The sequence below is a fragment of the Vibrio sp. R10-SG3-ISO3 genome, assembly GCF_059834225.1.
Genome location: NZ_JCBDHE010000032.1, coordinates 1 through 20,875, shown reverse-complemented (window position 1 = coordinate 20,875; position 20,875 = coordinate 1). Strand labels below are relative to the sequence as shown.

Annotated in this window: 15 protein-coding genes; 7 read left to right on the top strand and 8 right to left on the bottom strand. The window is 48.6% G+C overall.

The window, feature by feature from the left end; all coding sequences use genetic code 11:
* The coding region (locus tag AC6R1A_RS07755; protein WP_500646170.1) for a hotdog family protein at window positions 1-259 on the top strand (259 nt) is incomplete at its 5' end.
* A gap of 83 nt (window positions 260-342) precedes the next feature.
* On the opposite strand, the gene AC6R1A_RS07750 is transcribed toward AC6R1A_RS07755, so the two are convergent.
* A complete protein-coding gene (locus tag AC6R1A_RS07750; RefSeq protein ID WP_500632083.1) occupies window positions 343-918 on the bottom strand; it encodes an aldolase/citrate lyase/malate synthase family protein in 576 nt (191 codons plus the stop codon).
* Window positions 919-1,078: 160 nt separating this feature from the next.
* On the opposite strand from AC6R1A_RS07750, the gene AC6R1A_RS07745 reads away from it, so the two are divergent.
* A complete protein-coding gene (locus AC6R1A_RS07745) occupies window positions 1,079-2,602 on the top strand; it encodes a DUF3612 domain-containing protein (protein WP_334552139.1) in 1,524 nt (507 codons plus the stop codon).
* A 396-nt stretch (window positions 2,603-2,998) separates the two neighbouring features.
* Here the strand turns inward: AC6R1A_RS07745 and AC6R1A_RS07740 are convergent, their stop codons facing one another.
* The gene (locus AC6R1A_RS07740) at window positions 2,999-3,433 is read right to left on the bottom strand and encodes an Mpo1 family 2-hydroxy fatty acid dioxygenase (RefSeq protein ID WP_500632892.1); all 435 of its coding nucleotides are present in this window, start codon (window positions 3,431-3,433) and stop codon (window positions 2,999-3,001) included.
* A gap of 9 nt (window positions 3,434-3,442) precedes the next feature.
* Window positions 3,443-4,774, bottom strand: a complete 1,332-nt coding sequence (locus AC6R1A_RS07735; protein WP_500632130.1) for a diguanylate cyclase — start codon at window positions 4,772-4,774, stop codon at window positions 3,443-3,445.
* A 382-nt stretch (window positions 4,775-5,156) separates the two neighbouring features.
* On the opposite strand from AC6R1A_RS07735, the gene AC6R1A_RS07730 reads away from it, so the two are divergent.
* The gene (locus AC6R1A_RS07730) at window positions 5,157-6,239 is read left to right on the top strand and encodes a DUF3541 domain-containing protein (RefSeq protein WP_500632864.1); all 1,083 of its coding nucleotides are present in this window, start codon (window positions 5,157-5,159) and stop codon (window positions 6,237-6,239) included.
* A 21-nt stretch (window positions 6,240-6,260) separates the two neighbouring features.
* Here the strand turns inward: AC6R1A_RS07730 and AC6R1A_RS07725 are convergent, their stop codons facing one another.
* Window positions 6,261-7,205: a DMT family transporter gene (locus tag AC6R1A_RS07725; protein ID WP_500632863.1), complete on the bottom strand. Its 945-nt coding sequence runs from the start codon at window positions 7,203-7,205 to the stop codon at window positions 6,261-6,263.
* A 90-nt stretch (window positions 7,206-7,295) separates the two neighbouring features.
* Between AC6R1A_RS07725 and AC6R1A_RS07720 the strand changes: the two genes are divergently transcribed.
* A complete protein-coding gene (locus AC6R1A_RS07720; RefSeq protein ID WP_500632862.1) occupies window positions 7,296-8,234 on the top strand; it encodes a LysR substrate-binding domain-containing protein in 939 nt (312 codons plus the stop codon).
* Here AC6R1A_RS07720 and AC6R1A_RS07715 read toward each other — a convergent pair.
* Both AC6R1A_RS07715 and ppnP read right to left on the bottom strand, forming a co-directional pair.
* Entirely contained in the window at window positions 8,203-8,490 is a 288-nt protein-coding gene (locus AC6R1A_RS07715; RefSeq protein WP_334552143.1) for a hypothetical protein, read from the bottom strand. The two genes, AC6R1A_RS07720 and AC6R1A_RS07715, sit on opposite strands and share 32 nt — an antisense overlap.
* Window positions 8,491-8,674: 184 nt before the next feature.
* Window positions 8,675-8,956, bottom strand: a complete 282-nt coding sequence (ppnP, locus tag AC6R1A_RS07710; protein ID WP_500626764.1) for a pyrimidine/purine nucleoside phosphorylase — start codon at window positions 8,954-8,956, stop codon at window positions 8,675-8,677.
* Window positions 8,957-9,254: 298 nt separating this feature from the next.
* On the opposite strand from ppnP, the gene AC6R1A_RS07705 reads away from it, so the two are divergent.
* Complete coding sequence (locus AC6R1A_RS07705; RefSeq protein WP_334552145.1) at window positions 9,255-9,695, top strand: DUF2850 domain-containing protein; 441 nt, start codon at window positions 9,255-9,257, stop codon at window positions 9,693-9,695.
* An 80-nt stretch (window positions 9,696-9,775) separates the two neighbouring features.
* Complete coding sequence (locus AC6R1A_RS07700) at window positions 9,776-10,873, top strand: mechanosensitive ion channel family protein (RefSeq protein WP_500632861.1); 1,098 nt, start codon at window positions 9,776-9,778, stop codon at window positions 10,871-10,873.
* Between the two features lie 67 nt (window positions 10,874-10,940).
* Here AC6R1A_RS07700 and AC6R1A_RS07695 read toward each other — a convergent pair whose 3' ends face one another.
* On the bottom strand, window positions 10,941-12,101 hold the full coding sequence (locus AC6R1A_RS07695; protein ID WP_500632860.1) for an MBL fold metallo-hydrolase: 1,161 nt from the start codon (window positions 12,099-12,101) through the stop codon (window positions 10,941-10,943).
* Between the two features lie 111 nt (window positions 12,102-12,212).
* Between AC6R1A_RS07695 and AC6R1A_RS07690 the strand changes: the two genes are divergently transcribed.
* Window positions 12,213-12,824 (top strand): TetR/AcrR family transcriptional regulator, encoded by a 612-nt coding sequence (locus AC6R1A_RS07690; protein ID WP_500626767.1) that lies wholly within the window; start codon window positions 12,213-12,215, stop codon window positions 12,822-12,824.
* A gap of 67 nt (window positions 12,825-12,891) precedes the next feature.
* Here the strand turns inward: AC6R1A_RS07690 and AC6R1A_RS07685 are convergent, their stop codons facing one another.
* Window positions 12,892-20,850, bottom strand: coding sequence for a T1SS-143 repeat domain-containing protein (locus AC6R1A_RS07685; protein WP_500632859.1), 7,959 nt, complete (start codon window positions 20,848-20,850; stop codon window positions 12,892-12,894).
* Between the last annotated feature and the right edge of the window lie 25 nt (window positions 20,851-20,875).

Sequence of the window (20,875 nt, the reverse complement as noted above, 5' to 3'; positions counted from 1 at the left end):
GCTGCCAAAATTGACCGACAGTGTCGATCCAGACAACAACCTATTCCCGACGGCTAAGATGGTCGTCAACATTGGGTTGAACCAAGTGCGTTTCCCTTACCCTGTCAAAGCTGGCAACCGAGTCCGTGCGGTCAGTACTTTGTCTAAGGTCACGCCGATCCGTAAAGGATTAGAGGTGGAGCGCGAGATCAAAGTCGAAATTGAAGGCGTTCGCCGTCCAGGTGCCGTTGTCACGTCTGTCATTCAACTTCATTTTTAGCAGTGTGGCTCAAAAGCCAAACCCAATAACCTAAAAAGGATACGCATGACGTATCCTTTTTTGACTTTGTACTAGAGTGGCGCTTAGTTGCCCATAGTGTAGCAACAGCCTAATTGGTAATCGTCGCCATTTTTCGCCGTGAACTCTTTCTCTTCTGTACACGCTTGGGGTTTACCCTTCTCATCGCCTTTTACGAGGCTAATCCAGTGACGCATTGCCGACATCTCACCCATTTCGTGAGGGAACATGGTGCAGGTTTCAAGCTGGATGTCATCGATACACACGAGCTCCACACAACCTGTCCCTTTGTGATGGCCAAAGGTCACTTCAACATGGCTGCCAGTCCCATCACGAAGCAGTAAGGAGGCAGGCGTCTCTTTACTTCCTGTGTAAGCAACAAAGTGTTTGGGATGCTTGAGACCACTGTGACTGCCGTCTTTGAAGTACGCCATAACGTGTCGATAGTCGATCACGTACGCTGTGACATTTTTGTGCGACCCATTTTCTAGGGGGAACAGTCTATCGAGCAGCTGCTTCGATTTGGTTTGCTTTTCACTTGCTTGATTAGCGTTGATGGTTTCTACCGCGAAGACTGCTTCAGCGATAAAAGGGCGGTTTTGATTTTGGATTTCTGTCTTATCGAATGTCAGCATATTCATAGTGTTTCCCTCACGGATATTTCACAGCATCATGTCCTAGAGCAAATATTTCAAACTCGCGTTTAACAAGTTTCAAATTTGTGACTTTGCTTACTTTGTATACTAGTGAATTTTTGACTACAATTTCACAACAAAAATTTTACAATGTGAATTTTACAAAATGCCAGTGTCAAAAAGCTTGATTCGCCAATCCCATTTCCTCGGGACGAAAATTAGAAACCTGAGAAAACGCAACCACTTAACTATGGAGGATCTCTCTGCACGCTGTGTGAGAGTTAGCCCTGAATACGCACCGTCGGTCTCTTACCTTTCAATGATCGAACGAGGAAAACGCGTGCCAAGCATCGACATGCTGGAGGTCATTGCACAAGTTTTCCAAAAAGATCCCGCTTGGTTCTTAGATGACGAGCCAGAACAGGCCGACATCACGCCTGATAAAGGCAACCGCGGTGGGATCAGCGGCATGGCGCTTGAGCCGAGCTTTCTGTTCTCGAATGAAATTCTCCAAATCGCCATTCCGGAGATGCTCTCGCAAACCGGCATTACAGGTCGTCAGTTTGCTCATTTGCTGATTCGCGCTCATCAAGAGAGCCATCAAAACCACTTTCCTGATCTCGAACGTGCAGCAGAAGAAGTGGGCCTCAAACGCCTGAACCTCTCAGCGGAAGATTTGATGGGCATTGCCCGAAGCCTTGGGCTCACCATTCGCTGGGTCAAACGCGCACCGCAAGATGTGGTGGATGAGCTTGGGATTAACGCCAAGCAAGTCGTGACGTCCTTCTTTGAACCGCCCGGAACTCTGTTCCTTAATGAAATCCTCAAAGAGTATCCGACTCGCCTTAAGTATGATTTGGCGGTCTATATCGGCCATTGTGTTCTGCACAGCAAAGAAGGGTTGAAAAGCGTACTGACGGTGGGGCATGCCAACAGTTGGGAGGACTACAACCAAACCACGCCGAGCTCAGAGCTCAACTCGCAAGACATTTTGCAAGCGTGGCGTGATTTTGAGTCGAGTTTTTTTGCGGGCGCGCTACTTTGCCCTAAAGTCCCTTTCCGACAATTACTAGACCGCAGCGGGTATGAGATTGACGTCCACCTCAAAGCAGGCGTATCACCATCGGTTGCGATGCGTCGTATGACCGTGGTTTCGCCCTATCCTCACTGGCACTATTTTGATGCGTACGGACAAAACAAGCTTAAAGCGGTCTATCGTGGTAACGGGATCCCGCTTCCTTGGGGCAACATGCGGAAGGTCAATGACCCGTGTCAGCACTGGGCTGTTTTCCGTCGCTTGTCTGAGCCACAACAAGGTAGCTCTGCGCAGATCTCTATTCTCAACGTCGGGGATGAGCCAAGAATTTACTGCTGTGAGTCAGTCAACATGACCGATCCTGCAGGGAACAACCGCGTCTTGTGCGCAGGCATCGATCTTAACCCAGCCATTGATGCTCAGGGCGGGAATTCACACGATATCGCTCAGGAACTCAAAAGTTTATGCGTCAGTCAGGGTGGTAGCGCCCCCATTCCACGTCATATCAGCCGGGAATTCACCACCATCGCTAAAATACTCAACATTAACTGGATTGAGCGAGGCATTCAGTCAGATGCGCGCGTGATATGCTCACGAGGTGCCGTGTGTCCGAGGAAACCAAGCTGTTATGAAAATTGCCAAGGTGGTGAATAGAGGTTGAAGAAACCCATTCGAGACAGAGAGGCGAGACAGAAAGAAAAAAGCCAATCACAAATCGGTGTGATTGGCTATATATGATTGTGAACAAAATCGTATTCACTAACAACGTCAGTTGGCTAGGTGACCCTCGGCTTAATAAGGGTCACTATAAATAAAGCAGTAACCGTGCCAACTTTTAAGTTAACCAAAAATCAATCACTTCGCTCACTTCGTCATCAGTTTCATGCAAACAGAACACATAATCGTCAAGCAAAATAAGAATAATTGCGTTTTGCGAAAATGTTGATCATTGCAAAATGCAAACCATGACGCATCGAGTTTCCCAGAGATCAAAAAAGCGCCGCCCAACATCGGTTAGGCGGCGCAGAGAACAAGGGATAGAATCATCGACTAGCGTTTACTAAACACCCAAATCGGTCCAATCAGAAGAAATTGGATATCTTCGAAAAACGACGGCTTCTTCCCTTCGATCTTATGACCAATAAATTGTGCTATCCAGAGCACCGCAAACAGTGCTATGGAGACCAACAACACCGGCGCCCTCATGATCTCCAGAGACCAAATTAACGCAATACACGCGAAAAGGAAGCCTAGCATCATAATAAACACGCTAAGCGACAAGCGAAAATAGAACATCATCACAGGGAGTGCGGCCACCCAAACCCAATTGAGACGGAGCCCATACAACTCCAAACTCGGCAGTGACCAAATCAGCCCAACGACCGACAAGAAAATACCCGGCACAGCCACTTTATGAATTTTCTGATTAATCGGGTTTTGATGGCTCTCACCGTACGCCGCTAGCCATTGAGTCAAGTTCTTCATCATCCACCTCTAAGACGTGCCGAATCCCTTGCGGTGATGGCGTTTGATGTCATACATACTGCTATCCGCGAGCTTGAGCAGCTGATTAATATTGCGCATATTCGCGTTGTACATCGCGTGGCCGATACTCACCTCAATTGTGATCAAGTGTTGCTCATATATGATTGGGTTGCGGGCAATCGCTTTAGTTAACTCCGTGCGAATGCGGTCTACGTCCTCTTCACGATTGACGCGAGGCAGCATAGCTAAAAACTCATCCCCGCCAACACGAGCTACAGTGTCCGAGGCGCGTAACGTGCTAACCAAACGCTCAGCCACCGCCACCAGCACCTTATCACCCGCGGCATGCCCGTAGGTGTCATTAATGAACTTAAAGCCATCTAGGTCGATATTCAAAAGAGCAAAGCCGCCTTTTTTCTCATCTCTTGAGACCAGATCAAACTGCTGCTGGAGTGAGTACATAAAGTAGCGACGATTGGGCAGCCCAGTGAGCTCATCTTGCAGGGAGCGTTTGTGCGCATTGTCATACAATCGATAGATAGTAGAGAACGCGAACAAAAGCAGCATGGTCATCGGGTAGCCTAAAATGCGCACGGCGTTAACGCGATACCACTCAATAGTGGCGAGCAAATCGGTTTTCTCTGACGCAGCAATTTGCCAGTTCCCATAGGGGAAGCGTACGATCTCTTCAGAAAATGCGTCATCAAATACCGCTTGGCTGCCGTAGAAAATCTCGCCTTCTTCACCAGAAGAGTCTACCCCTCGCATCGCTAGGTGGTATTTGTATTCAAACGCTTCCACCCCGACTTGTTGATAGAGAGACTCAAGTGACATGACCACACTGCACACTCCCCAATACTTGCTGTTGTAGGGAGGGTCCATAAAAATCGGCACGCGTGCAATCAATCCTTGTCCGCCTTGCACGAGATCGACGGGTCCGGCAATGAAAATTTCTTGTAATTGCTGCGCTTTTCGTACGGTACGCCATTGCTCTGGAATCGATTGATACACCAAACCTACGGCCTTTTCATTACCATCTAGCGGGTAGATGTATTGGATAACATCATCCGGTGCCAGTGCGACGACCATGACATTATTACTGCGGCGCATAATGCTCGATGCGATTAAATCCCAACCAGAAAAGTCAAAGTCAGGATTGGCAGCAACCAAAGAAGAGAGGCCGTTAGCCACATAAATATCGGACACGATTGAGGCTTCAATCTCTGAGCGAATAATGGACAACTCTTCTTTCGCTCGCGCTAACATACTATCGCGCAGAAAACTCTTTTGGCTGCGGTCTAGGAACTCCACCAAACTCACGGAGCAAACACACAACAGCATAAACAGGAGATAGACTGGCCACTGCCTACCAAAGCTTGATTTCACTCAGCCTCCTATGGCTTTGAAACACATAAAAATAAAAAACATAAAGATCAGTGATTTATTATTGGCGCAAATATTAGTTATTACCAGTATTGCCCATAAGGTTACACACCTTTGTTAATATTTTCAGTCGCTTCATTCACACTTGTTAATTTAATGATAGCTAAATTAACAACAAAGACGTGACTTTCTCAACCTCTCCTCTCCATCGCTTGTGCTTTACCTCATCTCACGCATTATTCGCCTTCATTTGACGGGGCGCTCACATAACATTGAAGAATGTTTGTTTTACTCCACGCTCACCGTTTTTGTCTCGGTATCCGATTGTAAGGACACATGAATGCGACTCCCTACCACTTTGCTTATTTTGTGCATAACCACTTTGAGTACGCTGCTTCACGCTCAGACGATGACGTACGAGCAGTCGGCAGAGGTTATCCGCCAAACTTACGAGCGTAAACTTTACACTTTGCCAGCCTTTAAAGAGGGCCATTACGGTTTGAGAATGTATCGCCAAACGCTTGATGACCAATACGCAGCCGCAGTGTGGAGCGATATGGCAAGGGTGGCGAGTCGACTCAACCGATTTGCAGCGCAAGTACACACTCCAGAGCAAATCATGGCCTACGCCCAAAAGCGCAATCGCAGCTATGAAGGGGATTCAGATGAGCGCAGTCAACGCCGTTATCAAATGACTAAGCGCTACCCAGAGTACATTTACCTGGGTGTCGACCTGCTCGGCTCTCTGGCTCGCGCCAACGAATATCATTTAGAGCATCTGGATGATAACGCGCTACGAAACGTGATCCGTCGCTACGATTTCAAACGCTATGTCACCGACCCAGACATGATCAAAGCGTGGGCAGCCCAACTGGCCAATCAAGTCTATTGGCTACAACAACTCGAAGAGCAAGATGTGGTTGAGGCATTTACACAGACCTTTCGAAGCACCTACCCAGATGCCGAAGACGCTGCCTTATCCAATCAACAATACGGCAATAAAATCTACGGTATGACGCACATCATTTTTGCCGCATCACACTACTATCAGCACGCGGTTGACGAGAAACAGTATGAGTGGCTTTACCACTATCTACGCGAGAATATCGACACCATTTTAGCTCGTACCAAAGAGGACATTATCGCCGAAGTGGGCATCGCCTTTTTACTGGCGGGGCTTGAGGATGATCCTGTTGTCGATAAAACGCGCGCCGCGATTAAACAATCCATCAATGCTGAGCGCGGTATGATCGCTTCAGTCAGCGGTGATTTTGATTTGACCTACGGTGAACATCGCAACGTATTGGCTATTATGCTGCTTGACTGGCAAGGCGTGAACGAGGCTCCGATACCGTCGCGTCACAAATCGGTGTTCAGTGCGCTGCCTTATGGCTTGCGCATCAAGCCATCATCGATTGACTAGTGGCACTCGGCTTACGAAGTACTATCTATTCCATAACAGCTTGGGCTTTTTATTCTGCCAGTGAGGTACTAGCACCACCATAACGTTAGCGAGAACGATAATCGACAGGCCAATCCACTGCCATAGATGGTAATGCTCATCATAAAAGACCCATTGCCATAGGGTGGAAAAGATTAAATTGGTGAAAATAAGCGGAGCAAGTTGAGAGCCCGAAGCCGCTAAACGGTACGCCTTGGCTCGAAATACCTGAGTGTTAATGATCAGCAGTGACATCAACACAATCAACAAAGCCAGTAAGCCCCAGCCCCAATGGAGCGAATATCCAGTCAGAGGAGAAACAAGCGGCGCAGAGGTGACCGCTTGCCAAATCAAATAGGGGGCAACCAGCAAGGCCGCAAGCACGAAGGTCCAAAGGTTAATCGCCAAACTGCTCATCGACGAATGACTGACTCGGTACAAACTGAGCTGCGAGCCCGCATTAAAAAGACCGGCCAGTAACCCAACCAATAACGCCGGTTTGAAGGTCAGCGCTCCCCACTCCCCAGCAAGCAATACCACACCAACAAATGTGAACGTGAGTCCCCACAGCGCGATCGCTCCAATAGCAGTGCGAAAAATGAGTTTTTCCAACACGGGGATAAACAGCGGCCCAGTACCAAACAGCACCACGCTTTCAACCAAACTGAGGTGGCTCAAGGCGTAGATAAAACAAATCTGACACGCAGCAATACACAGCGCACGTACCCAAAGTGCTTTTCGGACTTGTCCGCGAGGCGGCGCCCATGACGACCGACTGATCATCAACCCAATCAACAGTGCAGGCACCGAAAAACGCAAAAAACTCAGTGCGCTCGGTGCGATAGAATCTGTTAAAAGTTTTGACATTAGCCCAGTCAGTGACAAACTGAAGGTAGAGGCCAACATAAAAAGGACAGGTGATGCAGAGATGTCTTGTGTGGTTTTCATTATTCCTCCGTTATCTGCGCCCAGTCTATCGACCTTTTTCAGCAATGAATAACGAGTAATCACAACATTAACTGTTAGAAAAACTTACAAATGAAAATAGTTGCTCCGATGAAATCCTTATATGCGTTTGTTGCCGTTGCCGAAACCGGAAGTATGACGGCCGCCGCTAAAGCCTTGTATGTCAGTCATTCCGCGATCAGTCAGGCGATAAAAACGCTCGAGCAACAACTAGAGCAACCTCTATTTACTCGCGTTGGTCGTCAAGTGGTTCTCAACTCAGCGGGGCGGCAATACTATCGCCGCGTGGCACCAGCACTGGAAGAGATCGTCGCGGCGACTTCACACCTTTTAGCCAATCGCCATAGCAACCGTCTGACCCTCAACATGGTTAACTCGCTTGCTATGCACTGGTGGATCCCGCGGGTAAGCCAGTTCAATCAACACGCGCCCGATATTGATATCCGTATTTCAACCTTGATTGGTCAATTCGTTTTAGAAGAAGAAGGGGTGGATGTGGCGCTCATTCATGGCAATACCATAGATTGGCAGGACTACTACTGTGAAAAACTCGCCGATGACGAACTTGTACTGGTCGCCAGTCCAGAGGTCGCTAGGCAGTGTTATGCCGGTGACGTTGAGGATGCGCATTTGATGGATCCCGCGGTCATTCTCGCTCAACAACCCGCCATTGTCGCGCTCAACGATCGACGCAAAAACGACTGGCAAATCTGGTCTGAAGCCCATCAACTTGCTCTGCCCACCTTCGCCAAAAATCTGAGCTTTAGCGCATCCATCCAAGCCGTACAGGCCGCAACACGTCACTTGGGCGTGTTGGTTACGCACCGAATGTTCGTTCGAGATGACATTAAATTGGGGTATTTGGTCGAAATTGGCCAACCTGTGCTCAATCCGCATCAAGCTTTCTACTTTGCTTGCGCGAAAGAAAAACTCAAAAACGAGCACGTGTTGATTCTGCGTAATTGGATGAGAAGTGAATTTAACGAGACATGTACATCAACCACAAACTGAATACCATCACAACCACTAGCCACACGGCATAACGAACGGTATTGGGTTTGTCTTTTTTAGGACGATAGACAGGGCGAAATGCCGCATCCTTCGCAGCGCGCGCAGCGGACACTACCGAACCGCTCTCTGCCAGCTCTTTACGCCTTTCATGCGCTTTGCTAGCCGCTTTACCAAAGCGATGAAGCTGGTCGGCGGTTAAATCCTGGCTGGGATCGTAACGGCTATTCTGGTCTTTGTGTTTGGGTACAACGGCCATAGTCACCTCCTCACGATGCATCACGGCATACTAATGAGTATAGTTCATGGCTGTCGTGATTAAACTGATAATAACTGACTATCATTTCGGATTTTTCGAAGCAACCGTTATCATTTTGGCGGAGAGACAAAAAAACCACGCCATTGCGTGGTTTCAAATCTAGACCAATACGGTTCTCACTGCATCAGAGATATTCACACAGGTAGGCCGTCGCCTCTTTGACTTGCAGATCAAACGAAGAGTCGCCCGCCACGTCAAATGACTCGCCGCTGGAATAGGTTGTCCAGTCTGCATCACCCACACGTTTGATGGTCAATGCCCCTTTCACCACTGTCATGCGCTCTGGTGCTGCTGTACCGAAGGTGTACTCACCCGCGAGCATGACACCGACACTCGACGCTTCACCTTGCTGATTAAACCCTAACGACTGAACGTTCCCTTCGAAGTACGAGTTGACTTTGATCACGATTCTCTCCTTGAATAACGACTCGATTATCATTGATAGAGTGAAACTTTTATACGAAACCGCCCGACAGAGCAAGCATTTCCTTTGTCGACTTTCCACTGCATCATCACGCCAACGCATCGAACGCTATACTTATTGGATTCCTATTGCGTCACCGCTTATCAAAGCATCATTATTTGGCTAAAGATCAAACTTTTTTGTCTAAGTTCTGAATTGGTCTCATTTGAGATATCGAACCGGCGAGCGAGGGGTTAGACTGGTAGGACGTTGTTTATTCACACAAGATCGAAGCGAAACTATGAACAAAGTATCCATCTTTAAAGTGGTATTGCCCGTTGTGATCATCGGTTTAGCGCTCGGCTTTTCCGCACTCTTGTATGTGAGTTATCAAGACTATGTGCACCCTAAACATGTCTACGGACGCTGGATAGAAATTGGCGCACCCACCTACAATACCGAAATACTGACGCTCAGTAGCGAAGGGGTATTTCGTAACGACCGATTAGTGGCAACAGATTTCGAGTTTGATGGCAAAAAAGTCTTCGTCACCACAGGGGGCGGTAAGTCCATTTACCAAATTGCAGGTACTTTCAGCTCTCCGCAATTGAAACGACTCGAGCCCAACAGCCCCACGCAACGCTTTATCAAAGAGGGCTATGAAGATACGGTCGATTTAGAAGGTGGCGGCGCGGCCAAGCACCGACGTACGGCACTCTCCGATCATTTCAGCAGTCAATAAACTCTGACATTCGGCTGGTTTTCACAGCTCACCTAAACCTCTATACTGAACCCTCTGCGCATAACCCAAAGATAAATAAAATGAATGAGTTAGTCTTAGCTTGGCAACAGGATGTGCTGCTGTTTATCAAAGAGTGGAACAGCAATGTTATTTTCATCACACTCGCCAGTTTTGTCGCTTGGATAGTCTGGCGTCTGGTGTATGGGCGCTTAGAAGTCTTGGTGGAGAAAACGCATTTCCATTGGGATGACCTCGTGCTTTCTGCGCTCAAAACACCCGTTAGCACGCTGATTTGGTGTTGGCCTGCGACCATCTCTCTCGGCTTTGTCTTGCAAGAGCAAACTGACTCTAACCTCAACTGGTTAAGCACACTAAAGCATTTTCTCGTTGTGGGTATCTTCATCTGGGTAGTGATGCGGCTGATCAGCAATGTTGAAGAGTACATTCTCAAACAAAAGAAGCGTGATGAAACCACGGTACAAGCCATCGCTAAAGTGACGCGCCTGTTCTTTGTCGTCATTGGCGCATTAACCGTTGTGCAAACATTCGGCCTAAGCTTATCAGGCTTACTTACCTTTGGTGGTGTCGGTGGCTTAGTGGTCGGTTTTGCCGCAAAAGATCTGCTGTCAAACTTCTTTGGCGGGATGATGATTTACTTTGACCGCCCATTTAAAGTCGGCGATTGGGTGCGTTCCCCAGACAGAGAGATTGAAGGTACCGTCGAGCGAATTGGTTGGCGTATGACCATCATCCGCACCTTCGATAAACGCCCTCTTTATGTACCCAACTCCGTGTTCAGCAGTATTGTAGTGGAGAACCCATCTCGCATGCTCAACCGTCGGATTCACGAAAACATCGGCATTCGCTATGACGACAGCACCAAACTCGAACCGATCGCCAATGACATAAAAAGCATGCTGCAAAATCACCCAGATATTGACGCAAAACAGACCTTGATTGTTAACTTTAATGGCTTTGCTCCCTCATCACTCACCATCATGGTTTACACCTTTACGAAAACCGTCAATTGGATTCGCTTTCACAAAGTAAAGCAAGATGTGCTGTTGCAGATTTTAGATATCGTCCACCGTCACGGAGCGGATATCGCCTTCCCAACCCAAACGCTCAGAATAGACGCCAATCAAACACCCTTAATTGGCCCGGACGAACAAGTTTGACCATCCAGAAATACAAAAAGCCTGCAAAATGCAGGCTTTTAGCTACAAGTTAGGCGATGATCGCAGACTAATTTTGGTAGCTCAATTGGGCATTCGCCAGATAGGTCACAGGCTCTTGCCACCAGTAGCTGGTTTGAATGTCGTCACTGACCAAAATCGTCTCACCAATCATCGGCGTGACCAAGTGGGCGTTAGCGTGCTCCGCTTCCGCGATGAGGTCTGTCATCGGTTCATCCCATTTGTGAGCAAACAGCTCAAACGTGGACCAATGCACTGGGAACAGGTGTTTAGCCTCTAAATCCAAAAACGCTTGCATCGTATGTTTGGCCTGCATGTGGCCCCAGTTTTCAACGGGGAAGCCTTTGCCCTCTTTAACGTTTGCCGCCACCTCAATAAAGGCCATGTCAAATGGGCCTAACTTTTGGCCGATTTGAGCAAAATGATCGTCATAAGCACTATCACCACTGTAAAACAGTGAACCATGCTGACCTTTGATCGCCCAGGATGCCCACAGCGTGGTATTGGAATCAAAGCCCGTGCGGCCTGAGTTATGGTTAGCGGGTGCAGCGATCAGCTCCACACCGTTCACGCGAGCAGACTCCCACCAGTCGAACTCTTGGATTTTTTCCGCTGGCACGCCCCATTTTTCGAGGTGACGACCAACAGCAAGAGGCACAAAGAACAATACCTCTTTATCGGCATAATAACGGACCGTCGACTCTTCTAAGTGATCATAGTGGTCATGGGATATCACAATCACATCCGGTGTAGGTAGTGCTTCACGGCTGACTGGCGCGCTCACATTACGATCAAACCATCGCTTCGCTAAGCGCGGGGAAGCGTATTCGAAAACCGGATCGATAAGGATGCGCGTTTTGTCGATATCGATAAACAGGCTCGAGTGCCCAAGCCAAGTGACACGCATCTCATCACTACGCTGATTCAAGCGTTCGATATCAACTGGCCTATTGGGTAGAGAACCTTGCGGCTTTAGGGAGCTGCGCTCAAAAAAGAAGGTCCACATCACTGAAGACATACTTTCAGGAGAAGGCACTGAAGGCATTCTAGTGATCACTTTACCACCTTGAAACTGAGGCGACTGGGCGATGCGCTCAGCGCGCTGTTGCTCGCTACGAGCGAGGGCTGAATCGGGATTGGCTTTGCTAAATTGACTTAATCCTACGACACCTAACGCAGAAATCACTGAGGCTTTAATCACGTTGCTCATTTTCATGACCTATTGGCTACCCAAAAAAGTAAACGATGGTGTATACTTTAGGTTCTATCCTAAAAAAAGTAAACACTATCGTTTACTTTTTAGTTTTGTTGGGTTCGGCTAATGAGCACTAGAAGCGATATAAAACAAGAAGATATCATCAAATCCGCCATCGAAGTCTTTGCAAAAAAAGGCTTTGAGCAATCGAGTATGGAAGGGATTTCTCGCCATGCGGGCGTATCAAAACGTACGCTCTACAAGTACTACCCAAACAAAGATGCCCTGTTTGAGGTTATTGTAGACAAGCTGATGTGTCGCTTTGATGACCAAAACGACCTGAAGTTTGACACTTCTGTTGCAATAGAGCAGCAGCTTAAAGCCATCACACGCAAACAGATGTGTCACATCAACAATGACGATTTCCAGATGACGGCGCGCATGGTGATGACCGAGTGTATGCGCTGCGCAGAGACGTCCGCCTTAATGATGGAGAAATTCTCCTCAATTGAGGATTCTTACGGCTTGTACCGCTGGGCGCAGCAAGGCATCGATGCAGGTATACTCGAGATCGCCAACATTCCACTCGCCATCGATCAATTTATTGGCTCAATCAAAGCCGTGATCTTTTGGCCTCAACTGCTTGGCCATCTGCCAACACCCAGTGATGATGCGGTTGACGCCGCCATCGATCAGGCGGTGGTCACGTTCTGCGCCGCTTACGTTCGCAGCAAATAGCTGACTTCCAAGCCCTAAGAAGTCAGCGTCAAGCTAGCCAATCTTTCGGTTGGCTAGCTTAATGACGCTAATCGTGCATGATCACATTGCGCTCAATTAGGGTGGAGACAATCTGCGATGAGTCCATCTCAGCAAAACTGATTTGCTGACCAAGATCTTTTAATGTCACAGTTTGACGCGCACCGTTTTCTCCCTCGGGATGGATCTCCAGCTCGATATCATCATCATCGACCAGTCTGGCATTGACATGACTGAGCAGCACATCCATATCCACCTGATTGGCTTTGAGCTCAGGAAGCAGTTCCCTCAAATCAATCCTATCGCCCTCTGCGATATTGAGATCCGTGACCGTATCTGCCGCGCCATCTTCAATGCTGTTCCACACAAAGGTGTCCATTCCCGGACCACCGGTGAGAATATCAGAACCTAAACCACTGACAATGATGTCATCACCACTGCCCCCGACCAGTTGAGTATCTTGGTCACCTGCAATGATCCACTGAGGACGGGTTTGTGAAGAGCCATCAATGTCACTGGCCTCCTCTACCACCGTCAGTGACAACTCGATGGGTTCAGAGAAAGCGCTGTCGATCGCAATGCCCTCTTCAATCTCTGTCGATACTGCGGTTAACGTCAAGGAATACTCACCTAGGCTAACGTTTTGTATTTGTAAAGAATTAATCGCATCGGCACTGGCATACCAATCCCCACTCTCGTTGACTACCGTACCGCTGTCGCTACTTAGCACTGCGCCTTCTGGTACTCCCTCAATCAACAAGCTCAGTTCTTCACTACTGTCGGTGAGTGCTGCGACAATACCGAGCAACGCAATACCTTGGTTGCTCACGCTTTGACTGGCAGTGATGTGTCTGATTGCCTCATTTTCTGGGGCAATAGTCAGTGTCGGTATGTCACTCACGCCTTGAACATGCAATTGCAGCTCCGCAGTATCTTGAAGAAAGTCGTCATTACCTTGGGTTTGACCATTGTCTTCGATGGTGTAGCTAAACCGCACAGGCCCAGAGTAGTTTTCACCTGCAGTAAAAGTCCAAGATAAACCGTCAGAGCTTGCAACCAGGTTCCCTTCCCCTTCCATCAATTGAAGATTGACCACTTTCAGCGTATCGCCATCAATATCTGAGCTGGCATCAATCAGTGATTGCGCGCTAATGACTATCGAGCCTTCTTCGGACATGGTACCTAGATCCAGCGAGGCCGCGACAGGCTGATCATTCACTTCAGTGACTCGAATTGCGAACGAGGTTTGTGCACTCTGACTGGTTGACGCGTTGGTATCATCGACTAAGCCAAAATTACCTAAATCGTTCACTTTGGCAGTGACGAGAGCAGGACCACCACTATTCAAGTCGTTCGCATTGTCCGCAGGCTGATAGACGACCACAGACGCCGCAAGTGCAGCATTGATGTTCGCGAGCTTGCCTTCCAAAATCCATTGACCGTCACTCCCTTGCACTGTGGTCAAGCCATAGACGAGTTCTGCATCACTGAGCACCAGCAATGAGCCCTTATCCACGCTGAGAGTGAGATGATACATAGCATCCGGGTCATCAAGCGTGCTGTCGATATCGTCAATCTGCAAAGTGTTGAGTGCCACCGATGTATCTTCTAAGGTGTCTACATCCAAAACATTAACAAACCTTGGCTGATCGTTTACTGCATCGATGAGCAGCATCACCGAAAACTCAGCCGGAGTACCTAATACCTCAACACCTTGCGCGTCGCTGTCTACCGATTGGACTTTGACTGTCAACGGCTTATCGATAGCCGTCGCACTTTGGCTATCGCTGTTGCGATCACCTGAATTGAACACGATTTTGTCTAGATGCTGCGCATTGATATTGAGCACCCATGTCTGTGTCGCGTCGTCGAACTGCGCTAACGTCACGCCATCGGGATAGTAAATGCTCGCGCCTTCAGGCACATCTGTGACGGTAACGCGCAGGGTTTCTGGACCATTTTCATTTACCCCTGAAACGCTCGAGGCGCTGTACACATTGTCGATCACTGACGCATCTACCTCGATATCGATGTTATCTCCTTCCAAGCCTTCGATGCGATCCGTGCTGTCGAGGTCGACGTGATCGCCTATTGGATTCACGGTAACGACAAATTTAGGTAGCGGCGCTGTCACTTCCGTTGGCACACCAAGCAGTGACTCTTGAGTAAATACCGTTAGGTTGAACTCCACCGTACCACTGAAGTCTTTCGGCGCTTGAAGTGATATTCCACTCAAATCCACATGAGTCATCTGCGCCGATGGTAAACGCACACTCCACACACCGTCGCCGTTGTTTTTCACGCTGTAGTCGCTATCCGCATCGGCAAGCAGTAAAAATCCCTCGGGTACCCCAGTCAACTTGATCGACACAAACTGCTCGGAGCCATCATCGTCGGTGAGCGCAATATCGATCGGTCCCGATGCGCTAAGCGCTATCAGCTCATCTTCATTACCTTCAATCTCTATCGTGTCCGCCGAGTTACCAGGCCCTGACACGATCACGTCATCAACCACTGGCATGACCTCAAAGCTCACCGACGTGGTGAACGTTTGGCTATCGGTTGCCTCTCCGGTTGATGGTGACTGATTGAAGAGCGCGCTATCGACAACTTCACCACTAATATTCACCACCACCTGATTATTGCCATCTGCAGACGGATAGTTTAACGCTGGCTTGAACAATAACGTATCTAATGCTCCGTCATTGATGGCTTGCTGATCAAACGACACCGACGTGCCTATCCATTGATAAACTTGACCACCTGTTCCGTCATCGACCACTTGATAAAAGGCGCCCACATTAGAATTGGCCAGCGTCAACATCACTTGATTCAAGGTTTCTTGGCCACCTTCAGTCTCACCGTTCAATTGATCAGCAATGGCGTGGGTGACGGCAAGCTGAATGTAACTGTCTTCATAGCCGATAGCATCGGATTGGCCGTTGTTATCAGCGTCAATCGCGCTCATGTCGTCGTCCAGTGAACCTAGGACATCGATAGAAAAACTCGGTTTGGCGCTGTTACCACTCTCCACATCGGCGACAGGGGCGACTTGCACGATCACACTGGCAGACGCGACGTTTTCATCACCGCTGGTGGTATCTTTGCTGATCACCGTAAACGGTAATAGAAAATCACCGGAGTAATCGTTTGGCAGCACAAGCGACAACCCATCGATAGAACCCAAAGCGCCGTCATTGTATTGAGTCTGATAAACAAACTTACCATTAACGAAATCGACATCGCCCCCTTGAATCGTGATCGGATAAACAACACCACCTATCTCAACGCTTGGTTCAAACACCAAGGTGACTTCATCAGGTGAGCCATCAATAGCGCCGCTCAACGACAACACGCTCAGTGTGGTCATCTGCTGACCGAGATTGACAACCGTATCTTCTTGCGCCGTCACAATCTGATCGTCTGTGATGGCGACCTCTGCAGCCACCTCATCTCCCGGAATAATCTGTTTTGCAAAAGCGATGACAACGCTGGTTGAGCGCTGAGCACCAGTCGATGATTCATTCGGCTCCAGGAGTTCACCATTGGCATCAATATCACCGGGGTCGACCACTTGGGTGTGCAGGGTCATCTGGAGCTCATTCGTACCGGTTAAATCGATATCACCAAAGTTAAGTCCTTCTGGTGCTTTGACACTGAAATTACTCTCGTCAGTGATCACCCAACGCCCATTACCTTCATAGGCCGCCCCTGTCACCAGCAACTGATCCAGTACAGAGTCTGGTAACGTTAGATCTTTAAGAGGATTATTAGGGTCTGGTACATAACTCAGTTCAAGCACCACTTGAGAGACCAACTCGACCGACGAGTTATCCGTTTCTTGGTACGAGATGATGACCTCATCATTGATATCAGGATTGTCTTGATTAGTGGTAAACGTAATCGCACCCGACGTCGCGACGATAGGCACATAGTTTAGCTGCCCATCTCCTGTCAAAGAGAGTGGTTCAAACACCACGCCTTGCTCATTAGATAAACGCAGGCCATTGTTTTCATCTTGTGGCTCGACGACTGGACGCACCACCACTTCTATTGAGCCTGTGAGTGTCGCGCTAACACGACCGCCTTCACCGACAATATCATCACTGGTGTATTCGACATCGCGCTCTTCTATCTCGACGCTTGTCGAGAGCGTGAAATTAGTACTGGCATCTTTGGCAGGGGTGAGTTGAATAAAGTCCGCTTCTAACGCGACTTGAGTGAACGCCTCATGGCTAAGTCCGTTGGGCGTGACGACCAAAGTACTTACCCCATTGGCGTCTTGCGTCACGTCGACACTGACATCTGAGTTGTTGACGTTAATCATCGCTCCGCTTGGAATACCAGTGATCGTGATCGACGTAAAGTGCTCATCGCTATCAATATAGTCGCTCCCTTTGGGGTGCCAATCGATATTAATAGCTGAATCCTCATTGCCCACCGAGCGGTTGGTGTATTGCTCTGAGGCATCAATGACAGGGGCGACATTGACGCGAATGTCAGTATCAAAACTTAAGCTGTGACCATCGTTTTCTGTGACGACAATGGTGGCGGTAATATCGATATTTTGGGTTGAAGAATCGACAGGGCGAATAACGATACCAGAATCATTGATCGCACCGGTAATGTTCGCCTCGTAGCTAGGTTGACCATTCACATAGCCGACGAAGTTTAAGTCAATGACACTGCCATCCGTATCCTCGATTACCACCCCTTGTGGAATGTTCGACAAAATCACACTGAGCGTCTCTGAGTTATCCGTCAGCTCTTGCGCCCTTTCACCGGAGATCACTTCAAAATCAAGTTGTGCAAAATTGCTCGCATTTTGGCTCTCTTCAATGGTGGTCTCGATACGCATTTGGCCATTATCGGTCACCGCTACCCAGCCCGAATCAAATTCATCGTTGAGTATCGGAACATCAGCCACCCCTTTCACTTCAACATTGACCACTTTAGGCCCGATGTAGGCGTCGTGTGTAGCACTCAACGTCGCGTCATCAGACAGTGACGCACTATCTCTCACGACACCCGTCACTTCAAAGCGGAAATCTTCATTGCTGTGCGCAGCGGGCACGACTTCAACCTGCGAAATAACGGCATATGGGATCTCTTGGTACGTTACGCCATCGACGTTGATCTCCACAATTGGGCTGTCGCCCGTACCGACCCAAGCCAGCGACGCACCCTCGGTGATATTAGCGATACGCACAAACAGGACTTCAGAGTCATCTGCGTCAGCCGAAGGCAACATTTCAATCACCTCATCCAACGTCAATGAGTCATGATTACCTTGCAGCTCGGTATTGTCTGGGTCTGCGATGTTGTCTTCATTGATGCGAATCCGGCTCACTTTGAGTGTGCCAGTATCGGCATGTGGCGCTACATCGATAGTAATGGTTTTCGCCTCGGATCGCGCCGTCGACTTATCGACAGAACCGACGATGTATGGATTCACCTCTTCTTCACTGATTGCAACCACACTCAGTTGAATTTGCCCCGAAAAGTGCTCCGCAGGATCAATCTGAATCGAATTGATATCGCTGGAAGATACAAGATAAACACCCTCACTATTTGCCGTCAGCGGCTGACCGTCTTTATCGAGCAGTTCGAAGTCTCCCGTCACTGCTCGAAGTTCATAGGTAATGGTCTCTGGCGCACTGGTGTCTTGGGTCTGGGCGTGTAGAGTCAGTGTGACGTTGCTATCATCCTCAAGCACTTCATAGTGATCGATGCTATTTGCTTCATCCCAAACAGCGATGTCTGCAACCGACTGAACGTCTATTCGGATTCGGCCATTCACGCTGTGATCCACTTCGGTACCATTGAGAATATCCAGTGAATACCGCACAGTCATATTGCCATTGGTGGCCAAGTTACGATCAGGCACAAAGTAGAGGTTATCAATAGTGGCAATGACATTGTTGCCATCTTGAGCTTGGCTCTGCACTAGTTCACTGCCATCTAAACGCAGTTTTCCATCCGTATCCTGTTTAATAGCGTGGAATACACCGGTACTGTCTTGGTAATAGAATGTCCCTGCGTAATTACCACCAATGATGGTCAACGCGCCAATCGACTCGTCATTATCGACATCATAGAGATTGACCTGCACGCTCAATTTTGCCGGTGCATTATCAAGCTCTGATTGATTGTCATTGATGTTCTCGCTCTCGGGCTCATCACCAGCGGCGTAAACAATAGATGCATCTCGACCGGCATCTTCAAAGGTGGTGACATTTAAATTGATCGTGCGGGCGTTTCTGTCTGTGATGGTGACATCTAACGTCGCTTGATCGATATCGTCATCGCCATCAGTGGCAATGGCATGGACACTGAACGTGATGTCGTCACCATCATGATCCAAATAACCGTTGGCTTTAAATTGAACCGAGCCATCGCTGTTAATACGCAGCACACCTAACTCTCTGGGGGCGTCATCCCCATCTAGCTGCTCAAAGACTCGCACAGTTTGTTGCCCACTTGAGAGTTCAATGGCGCTTTCATAGGTATTGACTGAGACTCTAAATACGATCGGATTGCCATCACCACTGACTCCGCCTTCTAGACGTGTTAATTCCGCACGGTCAGCCCCTTGGTCCGTTATCTGGTCAAAGAAGTTGACGCTCGTACGGCCGAACCCGCTGCCTTCTACTTTGGTGATGGATTGGTCAGCCAAGGTTGGAATATCATCAGTAATCACAATCGGCAATGTCAGTACGTTACTTGCATCGTGATCATAATCTACCGCTGCTACAGTGAAGTAGAGCGTCACATCGTTTTCACTGGTTGCGACCGGATGATCAATTGGCCCCAACAACTCGAACGCATAACTGTCATCTTGCGTATCAAATATGATTCGGAAAACCGGGGTTGCATTGGTTGCTGTGACGGCGGTGTAGCTCCATGTGGAGCCAGTGTTAATCACATCTTGCCAGACTAAAGCGTCTTCACCCGAACTGACACTGGCCAAAATGGCGTCCGCGTCCATTAATCGATACTCGGTGACACCATCCACACCGTCATCGACAGCAAACTGCCCCGAGACGCGACTTGAATCACTTTGATCTGAACCAATAGACTCAATGTCATCTTCATCGACGGCATTGCCCCCACTCCAACCATTTAAAGCGGGTGCATCATCCGCAACATTGATTCCGAGACGAAATGCAGAAGAGCGATCCCCATCGCCGTCCACAGCTACCACATCAAAAGGAATGGTCAGAACATTGGAGTCTTCAGCATGGTCTAAAGCCCTCAGTTGCTGATAGCGATAACTGCCGTCATCACCAAGAACTAAAGTAAAGACGGGTTGCTGATTGGCGATACCTTGATAGCTTGTCGTACCATCTGCGCCTTCAATCAGTTGAATGACGACAGGAGTACCGCCCGAAGTCAGGCCAGTTTGAGTCTGAGCGAGATTGCTGAGCGCAAAACTCACCACGCCATCCGCGCCCTGGGTATATTCCAGTTGCCCTTCGACCCATGCACCACTTCCCTCAATATTGGCTTCTTCGACATTCCACTCGCTGGTATTACTTAACCCGTCGATGCTGGCAATATCATCGGTGACACTGATTTCAATGTCTGCGCTTGAGGACGCGTCGCCATCAGCATCTATCGCGACAATGGGTAAAGCAATGATTTGGCTATCAAGACCTTGCACGGTGTGATCGATATTAGCCAGTAAGGTGAAGTGATAGTCACTCAGCGACGGCTGACCTAAATCCAGCTCAAATATGGGTAGTTTTTCACCATCAAGTTCGATATAGCCTACATAACTGCCTGGCTCAGCAGACTTTTCTTCGACCCTAATACGTTGACCGGAGGCGTAGATACCGTCGTTATTGAGATCATTGAACTGCTCCAAATCAAACGCCAGCTTGGCAATATCATCACTGCCTGTCGTCATGGTAACGGTACCTCTGACGTCGAGATTCGTATTCTCTCCTCCAGAACCGCTGGAAAGTCCCGCTTCAAAGACACTGCCACCAGACACTTGAGTGATCACAGGAAGGTTGCCATCTTCTATGTCG